This window comes from Nocardia sp. NPDC052001 (assembly GCF_040680615.1).
Classification (GTDB): Bacteria; Actinomycetota; Actinomycetes; order Mycobacteriales; family Mycobacteriaceae; genus Nocardia.
The window spans coordinates 23,078-43,198 of sequence record NZ_JBFAXC010000018.1; the positions used below are offsets into that span (position 1 = coordinate 23,078).

Annotated in this window: 16 protein-coding genes; 13 read left to right on the plus strand and 3 right to left on the minus strand. The window is 64.0% G+C overall.

What is annotated here, in order from left to right:
- Window positions 1-14 precede the first annotated feature (14 nt).
- From AB0L82_RS40840 to AB0L82_RS40850, 3 genes are read left to right on the plus strand one after another with little or no spacing between them, the layout of a single operon-like run.
- Entirely contained in the window at window positions 15-788 is a 774-nt protein-coding gene (locus AB0L82_RS40840; RefSeq protein ID WP_364649920.1) for a PRC and DUF2382 domain-containing protein, read from the plus strand.
- Between the two features lie 38 nt (window positions 789-826).
- Window positions 827-1,087: a hypothetical protein gene (locus tag AB0L82_RS40845; RefSeq protein WP_364649923.1), complete on the plus strand. Its 261-nt coding sequence runs from the start codon at window positions 827-829 to the stop codon at window positions 1,085-1,087.
- Complete coding sequence (locus AB0L82_RS40850) at window positions 1,084-2,064, plus strand: hypothetical protein (RefSeq protein WP_364649926.1); 981 nt, start codon at window positions 1,084-1,086, stop codon at window positions 2,062-2,064. Before AB0L82_RS40845 ends, AB0L82_RS40850 begins: the two co-directional genes overlap by 4 nt.
- 54 nt (window positions 2,065-2,118) lie before the next feature.
- Here AB0L82_RS40850 and AB0L82_RS40855 read toward each other — a convergent pair whose 3' ends face one another.
- The gene (locus tag AB0L82_RS40855) at window positions 2,119-3,060 is read right to left on the minus strand and encodes a replication protein RepA (protein ID WP_364649929.1); all 942 of its coding nucleotides are present in this window, start codon (window positions 3,058-3,060) and stop codon (window positions 2,119-2,121) included.
- Window positions 3,061-8,741: 5,681 nt separating this feature from the next.
- Here AB0L82_RS40855 and AB0L82_RS40860 point away from each other — a divergent pair.
- The 3 genes from AB0L82_RS40860 (at window position 8,742) to AB0L82_RS40870 (ending at window position 10,975) form a co-directional block, all read left to right on the plus strand.
- Window positions 8,742-9,266 (plus strand): hypothetical protein, encoded by a 525-nt coding sequence (locus tag AB0L82_RS40860; protein ID WP_364649932.1) that lies wholly within the window; start codon window positions 8,742-8,744, stop codon window positions 9,264-9,266.
- Between the two features lie 141 nt (window positions 9,267-9,407).
- Window positions 9,408-10,286 (plus strand): ParA family protein, encoded by an 879-nt coding sequence (locus tag AB0L82_RS40865; RefSeq protein WP_364649935.1) that lies wholly within the window; start codon window positions 9,408-9,410, stop codon window positions 10,284-10,286.
- Window positions 10,286-10,975, plus strand: a complete 690-nt coding sequence (locus AB0L82_RS40870) for a hypothetical protein (protein WP_364649938.1) — start codon at window positions 10,286-10,288, stop codon at window positions 10,973-10,975. Before AB0L82_RS40865 ends, AB0L82_RS40870 begins: the two co-directional genes overlap by 1 nt.
- Window positions 10,976-11,253: 278 nt before the next feature.
- Here the strand turns inward: AB0L82_RS40870 and AB0L82_RS40875 are convergent, their stop codons facing one another.
- Entirely contained in the window at window positions 11,254-11,811 is a 558-nt protein-coding gene (locus AB0L82_RS40875) for a GNAT family N-acetyltransferase (protein ID WP_364649941.1), read from the minus strand.
- 62 nt (window positions 11,812-11,873) lie between these two features.
- A complete protein-coding gene (locus tag AB0L82_RS40880; RefSeq protein ID WP_364649945.1) occupies window positions 11,874-12,581 on the minus strand; it encodes a MerR family transcriptional regulator in 708 nt (235 codons plus the stop codon).
- Between the two features lie 258 nt (window positions 12,582-12,839).
- Here AB0L82_RS40880 and AB0L82_RS40885 point away from each other — a divergent pair, with 258 nt between their 5' ends.
- The 7 genes from AB0L82_RS40885 (at window position 12,840) to AB0L82_RS40915 (ending at window position 19,987) form a co-directional block, all read left to right on the plus strand.
- A complete protein-coding gene (locus AB0L82_RS40885; RefSeq protein ID WP_364649948.1) occupies window positions 12,840-13,319 on the plus strand; it encodes a hypothetical protein in 480 nt (159 codons plus the stop codon).
- Window positions 13,320-13,366: 47 nt separating this feature from the next.
- Entirely contained in the window at window positions 13,367-14,263 is an 897-nt protein-coding gene (locus AB0L82_RS40890; protein WP_364649951.1) for an ROK family protein, read from the plus strand.
- 181 nt (window positions 14,264-14,444) lie between these two features.
- Entirely contained in the window at window positions 14,445-15,596 is a 1,152-nt protein-coding gene (locus AB0L82_RS40895; protein WP_364649954.1) for a GAF domain-containing protein, read from the plus strand.
- A 66-nt stretch (window positions 15,597-15,662) separates the two neighbouring features.
- A complete protein-coding gene (locus tag AB0L82_RS40900; RefSeq protein ID WP_364649957.1) occupies window positions 15,663-16,676 on the plus strand; it encodes a conjugal transfer protein in 1,014 nt (337 codons plus the stop codon).
- A 19-nt stretch (window positions 16,677-16,695) separates the two neighbouring features.
- Window positions 16,696-16,962, plus strand: a complete 267-nt coding sequence (locus AB0L82_RS40905) for a hypothetical protein (protein ID WP_364649960.1) — start codon at window positions 16,696-16,698, stop codon at window positions 16,960-16,962.
- Entirely contained in the window at window positions 16,959-17,471 is a 513-nt protein-coding gene (locus tag AB0L82_RS40910; RefSeq protein ID WP_364649963.1) for a hypothetical protein, read from the plus strand. Before AB0L82_RS40905 ends, AB0L82_RS40910 begins: the two co-directional genes overlap by 4 nt.
- Entirely contained in the window at window positions 17,471-19,987 is a 2,517-nt protein-coding gene (locus AB0L82_RS40915; protein WP_364649966.1) for an ATP-binding protein, read from the plus strand. Before AB0L82_RS40910 ends, AB0L82_RS40915 begins: the two co-directional genes overlap by 1 nt.
- Window positions 19,988-20,121 lie beyond the last annotated feature (134 nt).

The window sequence follows — 20,121 nt, forward strand, 5'->3', positions numbered from 1 at the left end:
GCGGAGGAGAGATCATGGCGAAAACAACGTTGGAAGCGCTGATCGGAAGCACGGCGCGCGATGCCGCCGGAGCCGAGATCGGCAGGATCAAATCCTTTTTTCTCGACGATGAATCCGGTACCCCGACCTGGGCGGCGGTATCTATGGGCGGGGGGCAGCAAGCGTGTCTGGCCCCGCTCGCCGGTGCTGAATACCGGCCTGAGGATAATTCTGTTCGCCTGCGCGTTGACCGCGAAATGGTATCCACCGCACCACATCTCGACCATGACGGGCGCATCGACGCCCAGGCCGAACAGCAACTGCTCGCCCACTACCGGGGCGGACAGCGCCGCGGCGCCGCATCGGTCGCGGGCACGCGAATCCAGCCCGCCATGGACGAGCCGATGACCCACGGTTACGGCGATGCCGAATCGCTCCTGCGCTCGGAAGAACGCCTCGTGGCCAATACCGACCGTGAAGAGGTCGGCACGGCACGACTACACAAGTACGTCGTCGAGGAAGAGCAGACGATGAACGTGCCGGTCAGCCACGAGGAGGTGCGAATCGTGCGAGAGCCGATCACCGATCCGCGTGCCGCCGAGCATGCCGATATCGGTGAGCAGGTCCAGGAGGTCACCCTGCACGCCGATCGCGTGCGAATCGACACCGAGACAGTCCCGGTCGAGCGCGTCCGCTTGGCGGTCGATGAGGTCGAGGGCGAACAGGCCGTCTCGGGCACGGTCCGCAAGGAGCGCATCGAAACCGAGGGCTTCGAGCCGGAGAACCGCGGAAAGCATCGCGGCGCATAACCTTTCGTCCCCTATCCGATTCAATACCAGGAGGAACCATGGAATGGCTGCTGGGTTTGCTCGGGGGTGTCGTCGGCGGTGGAATCGGCGGTGCGAGAAGCCGATTCGGGCCGGTCGTGCACGGTGTCACCGGGGCGGTCGGTGGCGGCATCACCGGCGCGATCATCGAATCCGCCACCGGTAGCGGACTGGATTTCGGTCAGATCCTCGCCCAGGTCGCCGGTGGTGGCGCGGTAGGCGCGCTGTTCTCGGCGGTGCTGGGCATCGCGAGCAAACCCAAGGCGGGAGTGGCGCGATGACTCACTGGAAGAAGCCGCTGCGCGGCGCGACGCTGGCATTCGCGTTGATCATGGCCTGTGGCAACGGGTTTCTCGCACCGATGGCGGGCGCTCAGCCGGCCGATGCTCAGGCGGCGATCGACTCGCACTATCAGGACAAGGGTGGTGCGTCGTCCCCGCTCGGTGCGAAGACCGGTGGCGTCTACGCATTCGGTGCCGACGGCGCCGCGCAGGACTATCAGGGCGGAAAGATCATCTACTCCGCCAACACCGGAGCCAAGGTGATGTACGGGGCGATCCTGGACAAGTACCTGGCGCTGGGCGGTGCTGACGCCGTGGGATATCCGACCAATGACGAATCGGATGCTCCGGTCGCCGGTACCGCGCGATTCAGCGAGTTCTCCGCACCCGAGGGCGCGACCATCGAATGGAGCCCGCAGAACGGCGCATGGCTGGTTCAGGGGCCCATCCGTACCGCGTGGTCGCACCTGCGTGCGACCGACGGGGTGCTGGGTGCGCCGATGAGCGACACCAGCGTCGCGAATGGCGTCTACAGCCAGACGTTCCGCGGGCAGGGTGCGGATCCGGTGCAGATCAGCTGGAACCAGGCCGGTGGCTTCACGACCATTCCGGCTGAGATCGCGACTCAGCTCAGCGGTCTGGATGTCTCGGTACCGGGTGCTCCGCCCGGACAGGCCGCGACCGCTGGAACCGCGGCCACCGCCAGCTCCAGTTCCAGCTCGGCCTGGAAGTGGTGGGCACTACCGCTGGGACTCGTTATCGCGGCCCTGGCGGGCGGTCTCGCCGCGATGGTCACGAAAAGCTCTCGCCGTAGCAAGCATTCGACTCCCGGGGCCGGTACATCGATGCCTCGATCGGGAGCGGGTGTCGCCGCGGGTGCGGGTGGAATGACCCGCAGCGCCGGAGCGCATCTGGCCACCGCGAGTGAGCGGGCACGCTCGTTCACCTTCGGTGGTCCGGGCGGGCAACGCGCCTGAGTTGTCGTGCCAGGGTGGAGTGTCCGCGATTGTGGGCACTCCACCTTTGCTGCGTCAGCCGATCGCGCGTAGTCGGCGCGACACCTTCTTGATCACGTGCGTCGGGCTCGGGTAGAGCGTCAGCCCGGCCTTGTCGTCGACCGTCACCCGCAGATCGGGGTAGAACGCACGCACGGACTCGAGATGCTTGGAGAAGTCCCTGCGGAACTGGAAGCGGCCCTGCTTGGTATCGGCCAGGTTCGAGCCGAACTGCAGCATCAGCAGCGGCCAAGACAGCTGCACGGGATCCTCGAGCTTGAACATCCGGTAGGTGAGCCAGATGTAGATATCCATGGCCATGGGCGCGCCCTGAAGCAGGTTGAGCACGTTCATATCCACCGGAACCGGATGGTCTATGACCTCTTTGAAGAACTCCGGGGACAGGGTGATCGAACTCGGCATCAGGTACTGCTGACCCTCGCGGCGCTCACCGGTCCACCACAGGTCCCAGTTGCTCGCGACGCTGAGCTTGATCGCCCGCGAACGCTGTTCGGCGTAACTGTCCTTGAAGTCGATGGTGATGGTCGCGCGCAGCAGACGCTCGGTCTGATTCTGGAAGCGGCCGATCGTGCCGGTCTTGCCCCCGGTCGCGCGGCCCAGACCGACCTTGCGCATGTACTCCGATTGCGAGCTGCCGAGATCGATCATCGGCTCGCCGGTGAGTACCGCTTCGGTCGAAATATGGGCCAGGATCAGGCGGGGAACGCCGCCGAAGGGGAATCCGTAGGAGCGGGTCACGCCATTCTCGACCCGCAGGCCGGGCTGGACTGTGATTCGAACCGGTCCGCTTTCGCGACCCCACGCCGTGCGATCGGTGCCGGGGTCCTTGTAGGGCAGGCTGAACTGGGTGAACAGCCGCCCCAGGTAGCCAACCTCCTGGAGCTCCCGCTCACGCTGCGCTTGGAGCTCAGCAGCCATTGCTGCGAGTTCCGCGTCATCTCGTTTCGGCCGAGCCATGGGCGTTAGCATTCCACGTTCCCCCTCAAAACTCGCAATGACGAGATCGGCGTGTCGGTGGTGTTGCGCATACGAAGCCGACTTCATAGCCCCTGAAGTCGTATTTCAGGATATGTGCGCGAGGGAGATTCTCATAATGGCCACGGTCGGCAAGAAATGCGCAACTACCCGGGCTCTCGGTGCGCGTGGGGAATTCGACCAGGAACAATAGCCAACTCGTGCGCATAAGACGCCGACCCTGCTGACTCAAGCTGACCATCTCGATGTCACAAATGCGCCATCGGGGTGAGGATGCGGGCGTGAGCGCATGGGCGGGCGATGGCTGTGAGCGAGTGGGGACAGCCCGGAGAAGGGGCGCTCGGAGCGGGCGCGCGGCGCGGACTTGTCCACAGGCAACGACCGGCTACTACTACTAGTTATCTTTTTCTACAAGAAAAGAGAACTACTTGTAGGGGCAAATTTATGCCGTTTGACCTGCGCATATCCAGGGCCTCGGTCGGCAACAAATGCGCAATAGGTCGGCAGCTAATGTGTGGATGAGCCGGAATCACGACGTTTTCGGTCGGCGGCAAATGTGTGGACAAAATCCACCGTCCACAGGGTTATCCACAGATTCATGCACAGAGTCGGCAAGAAATGCGTGGAAGCTCCTCAAAGAGTAGATCGCGCCGTCCAGGTCGGCAAGATATGCGCACTTTTCCGCGTGTCGCGGGTATTCGAGGGCAACGGCGATTCCAGTGCTGATCAGGCACTTTGATTCCGGCCGGGCGAAACGACCTGTGTCGAGTCACGAGCGCGTTCCGGCCAGGGCCACGGCTCGGTGCGGCGCCGATCCCGCTCTTGGTCGGCAAGATATGCGCACCGCCGGGAGTGCCCGCGCAGCTTTCGCCAGGGCGCGTGGTCGGCGAAATCATGCCGGTGACCTGGGATGGTCGGCTTCCTATGCGCTCTGTCGTGCGCTTGTGAGTGCGCATAAGAAGCCGACCGATGAGGCGGAAGAAGCCCACTGAGCACGCATAAGAAGCCGACCTCGTGTTCCCTCGGGTGGGCCGAGTCGGCCATTTATGCGCACGGGAGGTGGTGATGGGACCGTCCAGACCGCGCTGACCAGCGCCTGTTCGCCCTCGGCGTGGATTCGGCCCAGGACGGCGGCATCGCCCGAGGTCGGCTTCGTATGCGTACGCACTCACGCACGCATACGAAGCCGACCTGCCGATACGCCTGCTCTACGCATACGAAGCCGACTATCTCCCCAGGGATGAGAAGTCGAGGTCGGCAAGATATGCGTGGTCCGTCGGGCTCGAGGGGCGGGACCCAAGTCGGACATACCGGCACTGCGATTGCCGGTTTCGCCGCTTCCCCTCATGAAATTTGGGGCTTGACCTGGGAGGTCGGCTTCTTATGCGCATCGAGCGCGAGGCCACGGGTCGCCCGTTTATGCGCACTTCAGGTGCGCATATCTTGCCGACCGCACCTCGCGCCGGGCGCCACAGTTCCCATCGTTTCCGATGGTCCGGGCCGCCGCCGGATCGAAAAGTGCCAGGTCAAGGGCAGGGTCGGCGCAAAATGCGTGGGCGCGGCCCGGCGCGGTCGGCGATGAATGCGTGGCAAGGAGTGCCCCGAGGTCGGCCATTAATGCGTGGAGACGGTGGACAGCGGTCGGTCACGAATGCGTGGACGGGGCGGGGTCGGCCGTCAATGCGTGGCAGAGCGGGGTGAAGTCGGCCGGGAATGCGTGACGGAGCGGGGTGAAGTCGGCCGGGAATGCGTGGCGGAGTGGGATGGGGTCGGCCGGGAATGCGTGAGCCGGGTCGTCGGGTCGGCTATGAATGCGTGGCGAGGTCGGCAAGATATGCGCAGCAACTGGGAGTTCTGTGGTCCGCGGTCAGCTCGGGTGCAGACTCCTCCGGCATCCTTGGACCCGCGTTGGCCCTCTGACCTGGGTGGGTCGGCTTCTTATGCGTGATACATCGCCTGGTGCAGTCCGATCGTGGCACGCATTAGAAGCCGACCATGGTGTGCTTCGACGCTGGATCACGGCGATGTTGTCCCCGGTCCGCTCCCCCGCGGGCCCGCCTGGCTCGAGATTTCAGGCGCCGAACCGAGGTTCACAGTCGGCAAGATATGCGTGGTCTCTCGGCGTCTTCCGATGAGCGTCGTTCCGCAACCGTTCATATCCAGGGTCGGATCCCAGCTGATTCGTGCGGCATATGCACAGGTCAAGGCCATCTTTGTAGTCAGGGTCGGCAAGAAATGCGCACGATCGCAGGGAAGGTGCATCGAGTGCAAGTCGGCTTCCTATGCGCACTCGGTCGGACGGTCCGCTCGCCTTCGAAGGCTGTGTAACTGCGACGGACCACGCATAAGAAGCCGACCTTCCGCAGAAAGACCTGGGCTGACCTGGCATTATCGGTCTGCCTCCGGCGCAGTCGGCTTCTTATGCGGTGTAGTCGGCTTCTAATGCGCACGACGAGGCTGTATCGAACTGTGGCAGGTCAGAAGCCCGAGATATGCCTGCGGGAGCACGCATAAGAAGCCGACCCGGGCTGGTTGAGGGCTGCCCGCTCGCTGGTTTCGCGGCGGCCTGTCCCGCCCTTGGAACCTTGACGGTTGTAGCCGTCATCGTGCGTGCGTCTCGGCCCACATCATGACCCCGCGGGCCAAGTGGGTGCCCGCAGCAGAGCCTGAGGCCCTGCGTGCGGTGCTGGCGGCGCCCTCCACGAGGAGCATCGGCCGTGAGTGGGAATCGGTGCTGGAGGACGCGAAACAGTCTCGCATTCTGCCGCGAGGATCCTGGAACAAGGCGGAAACCCGGATTGGGCCCCTCGAGGACCCGCTCGCGCATCGAACGCCGGCTCTCCCCTCGCCGCCCTCGATGGCTACCGCGAGGTTCATCCATCTGATCGACGAAGCGCGCCGTGGGGCGCATCTACTCGTCATCCAGGGGCGCAGCTGACGTAATTCGTCGACCTCAGGGGTCCGGGGCTGCCAGATCTACCAGCTGGTGATGCCCGCGTGGCGCGTGAAGTTCGCCGAAGTCGGGGACTAAAATCGGTGTTGACCTGCTGATACAGTCCCTTGATGCGCGAGGTGAGCGATTATCACGCGTCAGAACGAATATTTATCAGGTGACTGTGCAGGGGATCTGGTTTCAGCGGGTTTTGCCTTGCTTCAAGCCTAAGGGTTTTGGCGCGAGAGTTGGGCCAGGCCGACACGAAGTCCCCGCATAGCGGCGGTATCGGCAGATCGCCGAAACTTCTCTCCCCTCTCCCCTCTCCCCTCTCCCCTCTCCCCTCTCCCCTCTCCGGCCGATCTGTGCGGTGTTGCGGTTCGGCCTTGATGAACTCTGGGCCAGCTGTCCGGCTCGTTCGGCAGTGCCTCATTCTGCGTTTGCTCGATCGCAGGCACTCAGCGCCTCGTTGGCGGACATAGCCGCAGGTCATGCGCCACTAGGCTCTAGATTGCCCGTAGGAGCTTCTTTGTGGTCAAAACGAACATCGATATGCGAATGGGGTTCTGATCGATCTGCGGGGCAATGAGGGCGCATTTCCGGTTTTGAGGGTGTCGAAAGGTCTGCAAGTCGGGTCAAATCGGCCGATTTCTGGGCAAAGTTGGCAATCTTGCAGCTATCCCACTTTGGAGAGGGTTGATGCGCTCCTCGTGGCCTATCCGATGCGCGGAAAACGTCCTGCACCTTGCAGGAACGCCCGCTGCGACGGTCTGGTCGAACGTGGTGGTGCGAAGCATCTTCGATTCGGTTTGACCTTGGTGATGCGTCGCCTACCGCACCACACTTGTGCGGTAGGTAGTCCAGGTATCTCGATTGGTCTGCGGGATACGTGCGCCGAGGTCGGAGACCTCCTCAGTCGGCGTACCGGCGAGATGGATTGGCCGAGTTGGAAAGACGCACGAACCCTCTGCCGATGGCGCGGGAGGAACTACCGCGGCGATCGTCTGCTGATTCGCTGTCCCTATCCTGGCGCGCCGCGCGCAGGAGGCGGCCACCACCGTCGTGCGCAGTGAACTGATCTGACAGGCGTCCTGTTCGTCGGGATTCTCGGGAGGCGTTCGACATGTGCGCCGCACGAGCGTTAGGGATGTGCGTGATGCCGAGGACCCTGTAGGTGATGCGTCTCGCCAATAGCGATGCCGGTGAAGATATCGCACGAGCAGGCCGCTGGGCCGGATGAGCTTGTTCGCATCTTGGGAGTGAGGTCCACTCTGCGGCAGAGGCTGTAGGCGTGCCGCGTGATGGGCCGGGCTCGAGATGTTGGTCGATGCCACTCCCCCACGTCGTTTCTCGGCGGGGCAGAGGGGCGATGGCGACCGATTGCGCGGTGATACTTCGTAAATCACTCGTAAGCCTCGTGCGTCCCGTGCTGTCGGTATCTCGCGCACGAGGTCGGCGAGTCATGGCCTAGCCGTGGATCCTTCGAATCCGACACGAAGGGCACCGCGACGGCAGATGCGGTCGCCATCCGGTTCAGCCCGTGAATCGGCTGTGCCGCCAGGATGTCTCGGTCATGCGCGAAAATGAGCGAGCAACCTCTGGATGGCAGTAGGGACCGCGATCCTCGTCATCGACGACGGGATCCGGTAGAGCCTCAGGAGTCCGTCGGTACTGACCAACCGTTCCCAGGTTCTCATCTTGGCAGCCGTATCGATCCTCCGAATAGCTTCAGTCCCTGGCGACTTGGCCGCCTACGAAGACCGCGAACTGGGCAGACTGTGGCTAGACTCCAGGGAGTTCAAGTACGACGCCGAGATGCGCGAATGACGAAGGAAGGGAGACGCGAATGCTGTGCATGATCCAGCCGCAGTCGCCGCTCCTTCAGCGTCTCAATGGTCGTGCGGGATCGCGAGTCTCGGTTCTCGAATCGGAGCGAAACTCCTCCCCTGTGGCCAGGTTCTCGGGTATCTCTGCCGGGTTCGAAATGGCGTCTGAGCTGCCGATACATGCCGATACCCTCGTATCTGCCAATCCGAGTCCCGCTGCAAAGGCCGCTCCTAAGGTCGTACGCAAGACCTTTGGCGCGACAGATTGCAAGACATCACATCAGACTTTCTGCACGACAGTCGACACGACCTTAGCAACGGTCGATGGATTGAACTGCTGTTTTGCTGTTGCAGCGACAGGTGATTGGGAAGATGTAAAGAGACAATCTCCGGTAGCTTCCAGGGGGTTGGCATCTGCATTGAGAGCTACCTACTCGATGGCACCTCTGAATGCTGATGTATCTGCACTTGATCGGGCTATGGTCATGACCCTGAAATCTGCAGGACTGCATGCGCTTGAACATGCAGTCGCTCATACACATTCATCGGGCACCGAATGTGTGGATCTATCGGCGTATATGACTACCCATGACGATGGCAAGATATCGGCACGGACATACCCCTCTGCTTCGGTATTTACGACTGCATACACATCGGCATCGACTATGGGTGATATGAGTGCGATGCATCAGGACTTACGCTCGCCCATGGCAGAGGGCTGTTCAGTCGTAGAGTGCAAGGTAGACAACACGTCCTGTAGAAACGCTCTCGAGTGTGCCTCTGGAAGTAGCTTCGAATCGGACGTCGCGTCGTCCAATGCAACAGCATCTGCAACGAGTTTCGTCACGACAGGCAGTGTGGCAGCTCCGAGGGAAGTCAGCACGGCTGACGCAGATGCCCAGGCTATGAGTAACTCACCTGCACAGATACAGATCGATGTGGCTGCCTGTGTGCACACACTCTCCGAGATCGGTATCAATGCCGTTCTTTTGGAACGCCAAGATGCCTTCAACGCTGCCTCAGATTCGGCGCATACCAAGGGCTTCATGCAGGTAGATCACACGGGCGTCGGTACCGTATGTGTTGCGGCAGTTCCAATGTCACCGAACGCGGCCTCATCAACGCCCTCAATACTGGTATGTGGACGAGTAGGTGAAGCGTCAGCTGTCACGGCAGTCGAAGCTATCTGTGCTCGGGGCGAGATTGCAGGCAAGTCCATGGACTTCGCAACACTCAAGACATCGGTACAAGACCATGGACATCGACCGGGCAAAGCCAACGCACAACAAATGACACGAGTTTCGGCACCGCCCAATACATTTCACTATGCGCTGGTCAAGACATCACCAACCGTCGTTCCATCGGACGGTGCACAGTCATCGCTTCAGGCAGATTCCTGGACTCTCAGTCAGATCGCCTGCACGGGATAGGGATTGGCTCACGCGTCCGCCTGAGTAGCGGGCACGTAAAAGATCGCGACACACCCCTTCCAGATGGTTGGTTCGGCGGTGTGCGCTGGGGTACTGTCCACGATCGTGACGAGTTCTCGTTTGCTGCCTGATATCCGTGCCGTGAGACGAACGATCCTGCTGGCCAACCAAAAAGGGGGAGTGGGCAAATCGTCGATCGCCGCTGCCATAGCGGTGGCCGTCGCCCGACGGGGCAAGCGGGTACTGCTGATCGACGCCGACCAGCAGGGCAACTGCACCATCCGCGATCTCGGGGTGAACGATTCCGATGAGGGCCGCTCGCTGGCGATGACCCTGCAGTACGGAACTGCCCTGGAACCGGTTCGCAAGGTCCGTGACGGCCTCGATGTCGTCTGCGGCGGCCGGCATCTGGCCATGGCGGGCACGGTCGTCTCCAGTGCCGAGCAGACCGGGATCAACCCGCTGCAGAATCTGCGCGGCGCGCTCGAAACCTTGGTCGACGCCGAGGGTTACGACCTCGTGCTCATCGATTCCGGCCCCGGTGACCGCGCGGTGCTGGATCTGCTGCTCCAGATCGTCAGCTGGCTCGTCGTGCCCACCAAGGAGGACGACGGCAGCATGGACGGCGCCGAACTCCTGGCTCGCCGCTACCTGCACGCCCGCAAGAACGGCGCCCTCGTCGAGCTGATGGGCATGGTCCTGTTCGACTGCAATCCGCGCGCGGTGCGCCGCAATGAGGAAACCCTCGGCAAGATAATGGAATTGCTCGACGGCACCGGAATCGAGCCGTTCCGCAACTTCATTCGCCATGACAAGGCCGCGGCGATCGACGCGCGCGCGTTCCATCTCACGGCGGAAGAGCTGGTCGGATTCACCCCCTCGCGCCCCGAGGGTTCCGATGAGGAGGTGATCAAGCGGTGGTCCCGAGATACCGAACCGCTGGCCACCGACTATCAGAAGCTGACCAAAGAAGTACTGGTCCGACTGGCCACCGGTGAGCGAGCGAAGGAGACCGCATAATGGCACGCAAAGGCGCATTCAACGATGACGACCTGAACGACATCGACGACCTGCTGCCGCCCTCGGCGCCGCGTCCCGTCGCGCATGCCGCCCCCTTGGTCGCGGTCCCCGACGTCGCCGAAGTCCCTGCCCCGGTGGTGGATTCACCCGAGGCGGCTCCCAAGGCCCCCAAGAAGGCCGCCCCCAAGGCGGCTGCCAGCCCAGTCGCCGAGCCGACCAAGCGCCCTCGCACCCGGGCGAAGAACGGTCAATCCGTCCCCGAAGCTCATGTCGCGGGTGTCGTAGCGGAGGTGCTCCGTCAGCTGACGCACACGGAGAAGCAGCAGCGCGGCGAAGGCCGCAGCTACGGCGCAGTGGTCCTGGACGCCATCGAAGCCCACGAGCTCGAACTCCAAACCCACTTCACCACGGCCGCCTCCGCGAAACCCGCAGGGCGACTGTTCAAACGAGTCGACGCCGCCCGCCCGCGCCGCCGCCGCCACTCCGAACCACAGGTGAAGATCGCCCTCAGCGGCATCATCGCCGAAGATATGGCCGCGATCGATGACCTCGTCGAAACTTGGCAGACCGGCAGCCGCAGCGCACTGGTCGATCAGGCGCTCAAGCTGTACCTGGCCGAGGATATCGAGCGGGTCAATCGCGCCAACGACGAGGAATCCGAGTTCGAGGACGAGCGCGCGGAGGGATAGTCGTCAGAGTGCTGCAGTGACCAGTGGAAGCCACCCCACGAGTCGCTGCAGCCCCGGTTCGAGCGCCAGCGAGACTCTCATTTGCCTCAACCTGTCACTGTGACGAAAAATCCGAGCCGCAACGGAACTCGGCGGTACAAATTCCCAGTCCGAGGGATGCGCCGCCCTCTGAAGGGCACAAGACCGACACCGGTGATCCTGCTCGCGCCGGAATTGTTCACGTGTGGTCGGCCAGTGCTGTTGCCCAACCACACGTGCCGTTGAGCATCTCGTCCTGGTCAGCCGCGTGAAAGCGATTCCAGCGCGAGGCGTTTCAGGGGCACCAGCGGTGCGTGAATCCCCGCCTCGCGCAGTGGACGCGGAGTATCTCGTAGTCCCTCGAGAATCGTGAAGCCGTACCGTTGATAGCGTTCGATCGCTCCGGTGCCGAGGATGGCTTGGGTGTAGACATCGACTTTTCCGAGTCGGCCGAGCCCCGCACGCATCAGGGCGCGGCCGACGCCCGCGCCATGCCAATTGGGGTGCACATACCAGGAGTTGATCGCTCCGGTGCCGTCGTCGCTTGTCGATACCCAGATGTATCCCGCGACGGTAGCGCCTTCGGTGCGCGCCACCAGCAGGCCCGGCTCGCCTGATGCGGCCAGTTCGGACCAGTCCGCGATCTTGCGCGGTCCCAGGTCGTTCAAAAGGAAACTGTCGAGGAACTGAGCCGCTCCCGGAAGGTCGCGGTAGGCGACCCGCGACGCCAGTACATTTGCGCGCGCTATCCCCGGACCGTCCGTTATGCGCGCGGGGCCGACGGTGGTGGGTCCGATCTCGTCGACGCGGGTTCTCAAATAGTCGGACGGTAGTCGATGAGGAAATTCCGTATGCTCGCTCGGGCCGCTCGGGCCGAATGTCACTGTGACGAAAGGGGGTTGGGCCCCGGGGCGTCGGTCTGTGGTTCCGTATACCGGGACAACACTTGATCGACCAGCTCCGCGGCCGCGCGGTTGGTCATCAACCGCGCGATCGCGACATTGGTTTCGAAGTCGTTGCGATCACCTGGGGTGCGTTCGGACTGTGCGAAGGGCTTGCCGGCCATGTGGAAGAACAGTTCGCTCGCGTAGCGGTCGACAGCCTGGTCGACGTCGATCCGGAAGCGTTCGACCAAGCTGAATGCGGCCGCTGCGGGTAGCCCGGCGTCGATCAGTCGTGTCGCGAGATCGCAGCAGCGGGGATTGGCGAGTCGATACGCCTCGAGCGGATCGGTGGTGGCCAGTGCCTTGTGCATGTACTCCGGCAGCTCCGGCGAAGGTGCCGGGGGAGTGGCCTGTGCGGGCGCGGAATCGTCGGGTTGGTCTGGGACGCCGAGGATTTCGGCGAGCCCGTCACCGCGATCCCAGGCCTCGAGGAGTTCGCGAATGCCGTTGAGCTTCATGCCCCGGCTCAGTAATCGGCTGATGGTCTGTAGCCGACTCAGGTGGTTGACGTCGTAATAGCCGATACGGCCGCGGACGTCGGGGGAGGGTAGGAGGCCGCGTTCGTGATACACGCGGACGCTGCGCACGGTCGTATCGGCCACCCGTGCCAGTTCATCGATGGTGTATTCCACTGTGCCGATCATCCTCATGAATCCAGATCCGGGCTGAAGTGCAGTACCGAATGTATCGAGCCGCTACACAACGATGCAACATAACCGCGCCTAAGTCAATGCGCCGTTACATAACGGCATAAACCTTGCGGGGTCGGACACATGTCGGTTAACGTGCCTCTACCGGCTACTACAGCCGCTTCCGGGGACTGCTGGATCAGCCCCGACGACCGCCCGATAAGTGGGACGCGACCGAATCGCGTTGTGCCCCCATGTTTTCCGGAGACGGCAATGAGCATCACCCATACCCGTGCCCTGAGCAGGGTTTCCCTCGCGACCCCGAAGACCGCCGCGACCCCCAAGACCGCCGCGACCCCCAAGGCCGCCGCGGCCCCGGCTCGTTCCAATCGTCCGCCCTGCGCGGATATCCCCAATGCCTGGGATCTCGATGTCGGCACCCCCGACTCCTGGCGCATGGCGGTGGAGATCTGTAAGAGCTGCCCGCTGCTGGCCCAATGCGAGTCGCTGGCACAGACATTCATCGAACGCGGCGACGCGCCGCGCGCCATGATCTGGGCGGGCGTCGGCTACGACAACGCCGGCAAGGTGGTCGAGAATCTCGACCGGCATCGCATCGCACCAGTTGATCGCAATCGGCCCATGCGGATCATCCGCAACGGTCATGAGCCGAATCGGGCCGAGCCCGCACTGCCCGCGCCGCGTCGGCACCTGGTGCTCGGCCAGCCGCTGCGGCCCACCGGCACCGCGTAGCTCCGTTTCGCCGATCGATTGGAAACCCCTGTGATAGTTGGTAAGTCATGACAGTGCTGGCTTTGGAAGTGGGCGCGGCCGGTTTCGCGGCCGGACAGGTCGCCGAGGATGTCGGTGAGGACGGGATCCGGCGTATCCCGATGCCGTCCGGTGCGCCTTGGGACAGCTGCCGCGAGCTGCTGCTCGAGGTGGCCGCCGGCACCCAGGTCACGGCCCTGGGAATTGCCTGCTCCGGGCCGGTGGATATGGCCGCGGGGGTGGTCGCCTCGACCGAGATCCCGCAGTGGCGAACAGGTTTCGCGATTGTGGAGGCCGCCCGCAAGGTCTTTCCCAAGGCGAATGTGAGCGTGGCGCTGGACGGAGTCTGTCTGGCCCTGGCCGAGCGCACGTTCGGTGGCGCCCAGGGCGTGATGGACTCCCTGGCCATCTCGGCTTCCGAGCAGATCAGTGGTGGCATGACCGTCGGCGGGTTCGCTGTGGTTGGCCGCACGGGCAATGCCGGCAGCATCGCGCACACTCTGGTGCCCGGCTTCGACGAGCGCTGTGAATGCGGTGGGCACGGCTGTGTGCAGGCGGTCGCGGGCGGTGCGGCGATCCGGGCGTGGGCGCGTGGGCAGGGCTGGTCCGGGGATTCCCTGCCGGCGCTGCTGACCGCCGCGCAGGAGGGCGACGGCGTTGCGATCGCCGCCCTGGGACGCGCGGGAACGGCTCTGGGTAAAGGTATTTCATCGACTGCCGCGCTGCTGGACCTGGATCTTGTTATCGTCGGCGGCACCATGGCGGCGGCCGGCCCCGCGCTGTGGAAACCGCTGGGTGAGGCGGTCGCGGAGCATGCCAGGCTCGGCTATCTCGCCGGATTGCGAGTGGTGCCTTCGGCGCTGGGCGATCTCGGGGTGCTGGCGGGCGCGGGCGTCCTGGCCATGGTCGGCGACAGGTCATCGTGACCGCCGGGCGGGGCGCGGCCAAGCGCCCCGCCCACAAGCTACTGCGGGGTTAACCTTGTGCGGGACGAACTGTCGGTGCGAACTTCCCATTGAGTGTGCCGCTATATAACGGTACATTGAACGAGTGGGATTATCTCCTGGATCTTCGAATCCTGAGTCGAGGCCGGGGCAGGCGGGCGAAATGCGAAGTGGCACAGCCATTCCCTGGATGTCGGCGGAGACCCTGAGCACCGAGGCCTTGACCGTGGCCTCGGTCGGAAGTTCGGCCCGCGACTTCGCCGCCTGGCAGCGAGTTCTGCAGCGGCAGTTGACCAAAACACCCGCGCTGTACCAGGGACTGACGCCCGCCGGTATCACTGACGCCGTCCACGCCGTTCGCCAGCGAGCCACCGATTTCAAGCTCACCGTCCCGAGCCGATCAGGCCCGCACGCACTGTGGGCGCGACCGGTACTCGGGCCCGCCGGTGATGTCCACGGTGTGCAGCTCTGGATGGGTCCGGCCGCCGAGGCCGCGCCACCCGCGCCAGCGGCGGCCGGGGCCATCTGGGATCTGGAATCCCAGACGATCGCGGTGCCCAGCGGCATCACCGAGCTGACCGGCCTCTCGGCCGAAGAGTATGTCCCCAGACTGTCCATCGCCGAACTGTTCCAACGCATCTCGGGATTCGACCGCCACGCCGAGGTGCTGGACATGCTGTACGAGGCCAAGGCCGGAACCAAACTGCAATTCGACGCCAACGTCACCAGCGCCACAGGCCGAGCGGGCCGGTGGCGCTTCACGATTCGGGGTCGCGATGACGAACGTGCGCGGGGCGCGTGGTGGTTGATCGAGGATGTCACCTCCGATCAGCCGGTCACTCATCGGCCCACACTGGAGAACATCGGTCTGCGCGAGGCGCACCGGCGCGCGGGCACCTCGCTGGCCGTGATGCATCTCGAGCATGCGGGTATCGCGCACTGGCTGACCGATCCGGCCCCGTGGATCCGATGGGACTATCTCTTCCGCCCCGGCGATGTCTTCCACCCGGCCGATCGGGAGCAACTGGTCGAGCTTGGCAAGCAGGTTCGGGCCGGCTATACCGCCGGGGCGACGGTCCGCACCCTGGACTACCGCGGTGGGTACACCGCCAGTTCGTTGCTGGTCTATCCCTATCCCGGATACACCAGTCGGCCGCTGGCAATTGTGCAATTCGTTTGTGCCGGAGACTGTTCCCCGGTGCCCGAGCCGCTATGCGATACGGCCGGAATACCGCTGGCCGGAGTGCCGATCGGCTACGACGAACAATTGCGCTACCGGCTGACCGGCCGAAAGGGGCGAAAAGCACACGCCTGAATTCATTCCCAGAAATGGGAGTACCGCCGAGTAACGTTGCGGCGCTTGCTCTCTACCATTTCAATTGTGAGCGTAACGAGTGGTAGACGGGCAGATTCCGGTGAAGCGCTGCTCCGCCGGATGGCCGCCCGGCGCCGCCGGGACAATGTGGTCGTCGTAATACTCGCGGTACTGGCGGTTTTCGGCGGCGGGCACGCGATAATCGACGCGTTCTCCGATCCGCCCCCGGGTCCGTCGGAAAACTCGACGGTATCGCTGATCGGCAGATCGCAACTCGCGGAATCCTTCGCGCGCGATTTCATTGTCACTTATCTGAGTGCGGCTGCCGGACAACAGGATCGAATCCAGGAATTCGTCGGCAGCGCCCAGCAGGCGACGCTGCCGACCACCGGACGGCAGGTCAGCGACCCGAACGTGGTCTATGTCAGTCGCGAGCTCACCAGCGGGGGAGTGGATGTCTGGGGTGTGACCGTCTCGGTCCGTCTCACCCGCAAGATCGGTGCGGCGGCCGACGATTCACGCCAGTGCTATCAGGTCTCGGTGGCGATGGTCGAGGGCCGGATGCGGGCGCTGTCGCTGCCCGCGGCGATCGAACCACCCGGTCATGGACCGGAATTGGCGTTGAACTACGGCTCGACCTGCGCCGCCGATACCCCGCTGGCCCAGGTCGCCGCCGGATTCCTGCAGGCGCTGCTGACCGGCACCGGTGATATCGCCCGCTACACCACCCCCGGTTCGGGGATCGCCGCGCTGCGTCCAGCCCCGTTCACCTCGGCGGACACCGCCACGGTCAACGCCGACAATTCGTCGTGTGGTGCGAACGGATCGGCTGCCCGCGTATTGGTTTCGGTGAATCCGAAGCTCGACGGCGCGGCCAGCCCGACGCTGGGCTATCCGCTGACGATGATCCGCGAAGCCGGGCAGTGGCAGGTCAAGTCCGTGGATTCGGTTCCCGCACTGCATCTTCCACTCACCGCCGGATCCGACCCCTCGGTCGGCGTCGGGGGTACCGCGACCACAACGACCACGGCCAAAGGGCCGGCGAGTGCGGCGCAGGTGCCGCAGGCAACCCAGAACTGATCGGGAAAGGACTCCCAGCATGGGCACTCAGCTCGGCAACATTCTCTACGGGGTGCTGCTCGTCTTCCGTTGGCTCGGTCTGATCATCCTGACCATCGCCAGCATGGGCATCCTCATCTCCGAGGCCACCAAGAACAAGCTCTCCCCCGGCAAGGTCTTCGCTGTCACCGGGTCGGCGATCGTGGCGGCGGTGCTGTTCTGGATTCTGCCGACGATCATCAACTACGCCCGTGTCGATTCCGGCACCGTCGTGCAGGACTATCCGATCGGGCGATACGGCCGATGAGTTCGGTCATCAAGGTCTTCACTCCGGTCAAGCGGGTGCCGACGGTGATCGGCAAGGCGCAGAACGGGCAGAAGTTGCCGTTCGGCCCATACACGTTGCCGCAGATCGCGGCGGCGGCCGGACTGCTGGCGATCACCGCGGTGTGCGCGATGAGCTTTCCGATCAATCCGGCGGGCACCTTCGTGGCCGGACTGGTGGTGACCGTCGGATGCGTGTTCGCGCTCGGTCTGATCCCGTACACCGGTGTCCGGTTGACCTCGCGTGCGCTGTGGATCGGACGGCTGCTGATCCACCGAAAGCCCGTGTCCGCCTCCGGAATGCCGATCGACGCGGACTCCGCGCGGCACACCCTGTTCATCGAGGAGTCCGTGGTGGTGATCTTCCCGGATACACGGGTCGTGGAGCCCCGTCGTGCGGCGCAGCAGCCGGTCCCGAATCTCGGCGCGGGCGGCAGTTTGCTCGCCGCGATCGACGGCGGCCGTGCGCTACTACCCGGTGGACGTGTCTGATGGCCTTCGATCGCGATCTGCAGCCAACCGTGGCGATTCGCGGGAACCTTCAGTTCACGCAGGCCGGACTGGTCACGGCGACCTACTTCATCAATCCGCTCGGCTACGGATTGCGCAAGGCCAGTGACAAATTCGATGTCAAGGCTGCGCACCACGCGCTGATCAACAGCCTGCCGAACGGGTCACTGCTGCTGGGCATTCAGGCCGGGCTCAATACCCTCGATGTGCTCAGCAAAATGGTCGAGGGCGTCGATCTCGACGAGTCCGAGGCGTACGCGATCGAGGTCGTCGCCGCCTACGAGCGGGTCCGCGCGATCGGGCCGCAGACGCGAATCTTCCTGCTGTCCATGCCGGTTGGCTCCACCAGCCCGGGAATGTCGTCGCTGGCACGGGTGTGGCGGGGTGGCGGGACGGCGGATGTGTCGGGGGTAACCCGTGCGGATCTCGAAGGATACGAGGAGAAGGCGGCCGAGATCCTGTCCCGCATCGGCGGGGATTTCGATCCGGTCCCGGTGCCCGCGGCGCTGTTCCAATGGTTGTGGGAGCACTATCTTTCCCGGGGCGCGGCCGGAGATCCGGTGGCGCCCACCAGAGTAGGAGCGCTCGATGACGTGACGGCCGCGGTCTTCCGGTCTGCGGCCCTGGACGAGGGCGCTCAGGCCGATAACGGTCGTCGATTGCGGCCTTCCTTTGTTCCGGTGATCAAGGTGGTGCAGCCCGATTTCGAGTTCCGCCCCTCCTACCAGGCGATGCTCACACCGCACTCATTTCCGTACGCGGGCATGACCTTTCCCGGCGGCAGCGAATTCCTCAATGTCATCGAGGGCGTCGGTGATGTCACCGTCGACTGGGGCATCCGGGTATCGACCCGGCCTGCGGACCAGGTCCTCAAGAACAACGAGACGAACCTGCGCCGTCTGGGCGAGCAGATGGATCAGCGCGATCAGGAGGTGTCGTTCGCGCAGAACACGCTGATGTCCAAGGCTCAGATGCTGGGGGAGTACAACAACCACTTCGAGGTCAACGGCGCGGAGTCCGAGGTGTCTTTCACGACCGTCATCGCGATCGGCGGAGCCTCGCGGGAAGCGACCATGGATGCGGTGAATCTGCTCAAACGCCGCTATCGTCGATTCCAGGTCGAGCTCACCGCACCACTCGGTGCGCAGGTGGATCTGTGGTCGATGATGGTGCCGGGCAGTCCGCATCGGCGGGCGTACGACGATTTCGCCCATATCGTGCCCTCGGATATGTGGGCCGGTTTCGTGCCGTTCACCAGCAGCCAGATCGGTGACGACAGCGGTCCGGTGATCGGGGTGAACCTGATGTCCGGCCATTTCGAGCCCATCCATTTCGGCATCATGGAAGCCGCGCTGCACGATCTGTCGGCCTCATTCGCCGTGACCGGTGAACTCGGTTCGGGTAAGTCGTATCTGCTCAAACTCATTGCGGCACTGGTCAATGACATGGGCGGGCAGTTCCTGGCCATCGATCGAAGTCAGGTGGGGGAGTGGGAACATTTCGCCTCCGCTATCGACGACGCGGTGGTGATCGATCTGGCGAATCCCTCTGTCTCCCTTGATCCTCTGCGTCTGTTCGATCCGCGCATCGCGGGTGAGCGCACACTCGATTCGATTCTGCCGCTGCTGGATCTGTCGCCGACCTCCGGCGCGGGCGCGGCGGCCAGTACCCTGCTCACCCCGCGCGGTATCGCCGAGCACGGGATTCGGTCGCTGGTGGATCTGTTCCAGGTGGTGTTGCGACTGCGCGACAGCCCGGGAATCGGTGACGAATACGCGGATCTCGCCTCCCGGCTGGGCACGGTCGCCGAGCGGGTGCCGGTGTTGTTCAACCCGAAACTGCCCCCGCTGCGATTGGACGCGGCCGCCACCGTGATTCGCAGTCACCAGGTGGCATTGCCCTCGGCCGAGGAACTCACCACTCCGCACCTGTACAACCGCCTTCCGCTGACCAAACGGCTCGGCACCGCACTGTACGAACTCGTGGGTGTCGCCGCGCGCGAGGCGTTTCTCCGTGACAACGGCCGCTTCGGACTGCTCATCGGCGATGAGGCACACCATTTCACCCAAACCCAGGTCGGTGCCGCGGTCACCTCGGACTTCAGTCGTGACGGCCGTAAACACCTCGCCGCGATCGGGCTCGCCTCGCACGATCCCGCCACCGACTTCCAGGGTGCGGCACACAATCTCATCCCGAACCGCTTCGTGTTCCGTCAGCGTGACGAGACCCTTGCCCGCAACAGCTTGGAATGGCTCGGGGTGGATCTGGAGGAAGCGCCCTACCTGCTGCAGATTCTGCGCGAGGACACCTCACCACCGGTCGGTGCGGGCCGCCAGGTCCCCGAAGAGCGGCGCGGTGAGATGTTCATGCGCGACGCACTCAACCGCATCGGGCGCGGCAAGATCCTCGGACCGGCACGGCCCGAGCGGGCCGCCGCCATCACCAGTACACCGGGCACCGCCAAGGTCGCGCTCGCTCAGGGGCGGATGAATTCGTGAACAAAGGTGCCGCACAACGTGTTCGCAGCTCTCAGCGCCGGCAGTCCCGGCAGGCGTGGGAGCTGCGACACTGGCACCTCGGGGTTGTCATACGCCGAATCGGCGCCTGGGTGCGCGCGTCCCGGCGACGCCAT

Bases quoted from the DNA above. Each gene is read 5' to 3' on its own strand.
- AB0L82_RS40910 (WP_364649963.1), top strand. From the start codon at position 16,959: ATGAGTTCGGTCATCAAGGTCTTCACTCCGGTCAAGCGGGTGCCGACG.
- AB0L82_RS40860 (WP_364649932.1), top strand. From the start codon at position 8,742: ATGAGTAACTCACCTGCACAGATACAGATCGATGTGGCTGCCTGTGTG.
- AB0L82_RS40885 (WP_364649948.1), top strand. From the start codon at position 12,840: ATGAGCATCACCCATACCCGTGCCCTGAGCAGGGTTTCCCTCGCGACC.
- AB0L82_RS40895 (WP_364649954.1), top strand. From the start codon at position 14,445: ATGCGAAGTGGCACAGCCATTCCCTGGATGTCGGCGGAGACCCTGAGC.
- AB0L82_RS40880 (WP_364649945.1), bottom strand. From the start codon at position 12,581: ATGATCGGCACAGTGGAATACACCATCGATGAACTGGCACGGGTGGCC.
- AB0L82_RS40915 (WP_364649966.1), top strand. From the start codon at position 17,471: ATGGCCTTCGATCGCGATCTGCAGCCAACCGTGGCGATTCGCGGGAAC.
- AB0L82_RS40840 (WP_364649920.1), top strand. From the start codon at position 15: ATGGCGAAAACAACGTTGGAAGCGCTGATCGGAAGCACGGCGCGCGAT.
- AB0L82_RS40855 (WP_364649929.1), bottom strand. From the start codon at position 3,060: ATGGCTCGGCCGAAACGAGATGACGCGGAACTCGCAGCAATGGCTGCT.
- AB0L82_RS40850 (WP_364649926.1), top strand. From the start codon at position 1,084: ATGACTCACTGGAAGAAGCCGCTGCGCGGCGCGACGCTGGCATTCGCG.
- AB0L82_RS40845 (WP_364649923.1), top strand. From the start codon at position 827: ATGGAATGGCTGCTGGGTTTGCTCGGGGGTGTCGTCGGCGGTGGAATC.
- AB0L82_RS40870 (WP_364649938.1), top strand. From the start codon at position 10,286: ATGGCACGCAAAGGCGCATTCAACGATGACGACCTGAACGACATCGAC.
- AB0L82_RS40890 (WP_364649951.1), top strand. From the start codon at position 13,367: ATGACAGTGCTGGCTTTGGAAGTGGGCGCGGCCGGTTTCGCGGCCGGA.
- AB0L82_RS40905 (WP_364649960.1), top strand. From the start codon at position 16,696: ATGGGCACTCAGCTCGGCAACATTCTCTACGGGGTGCTGCTCGTCTTC.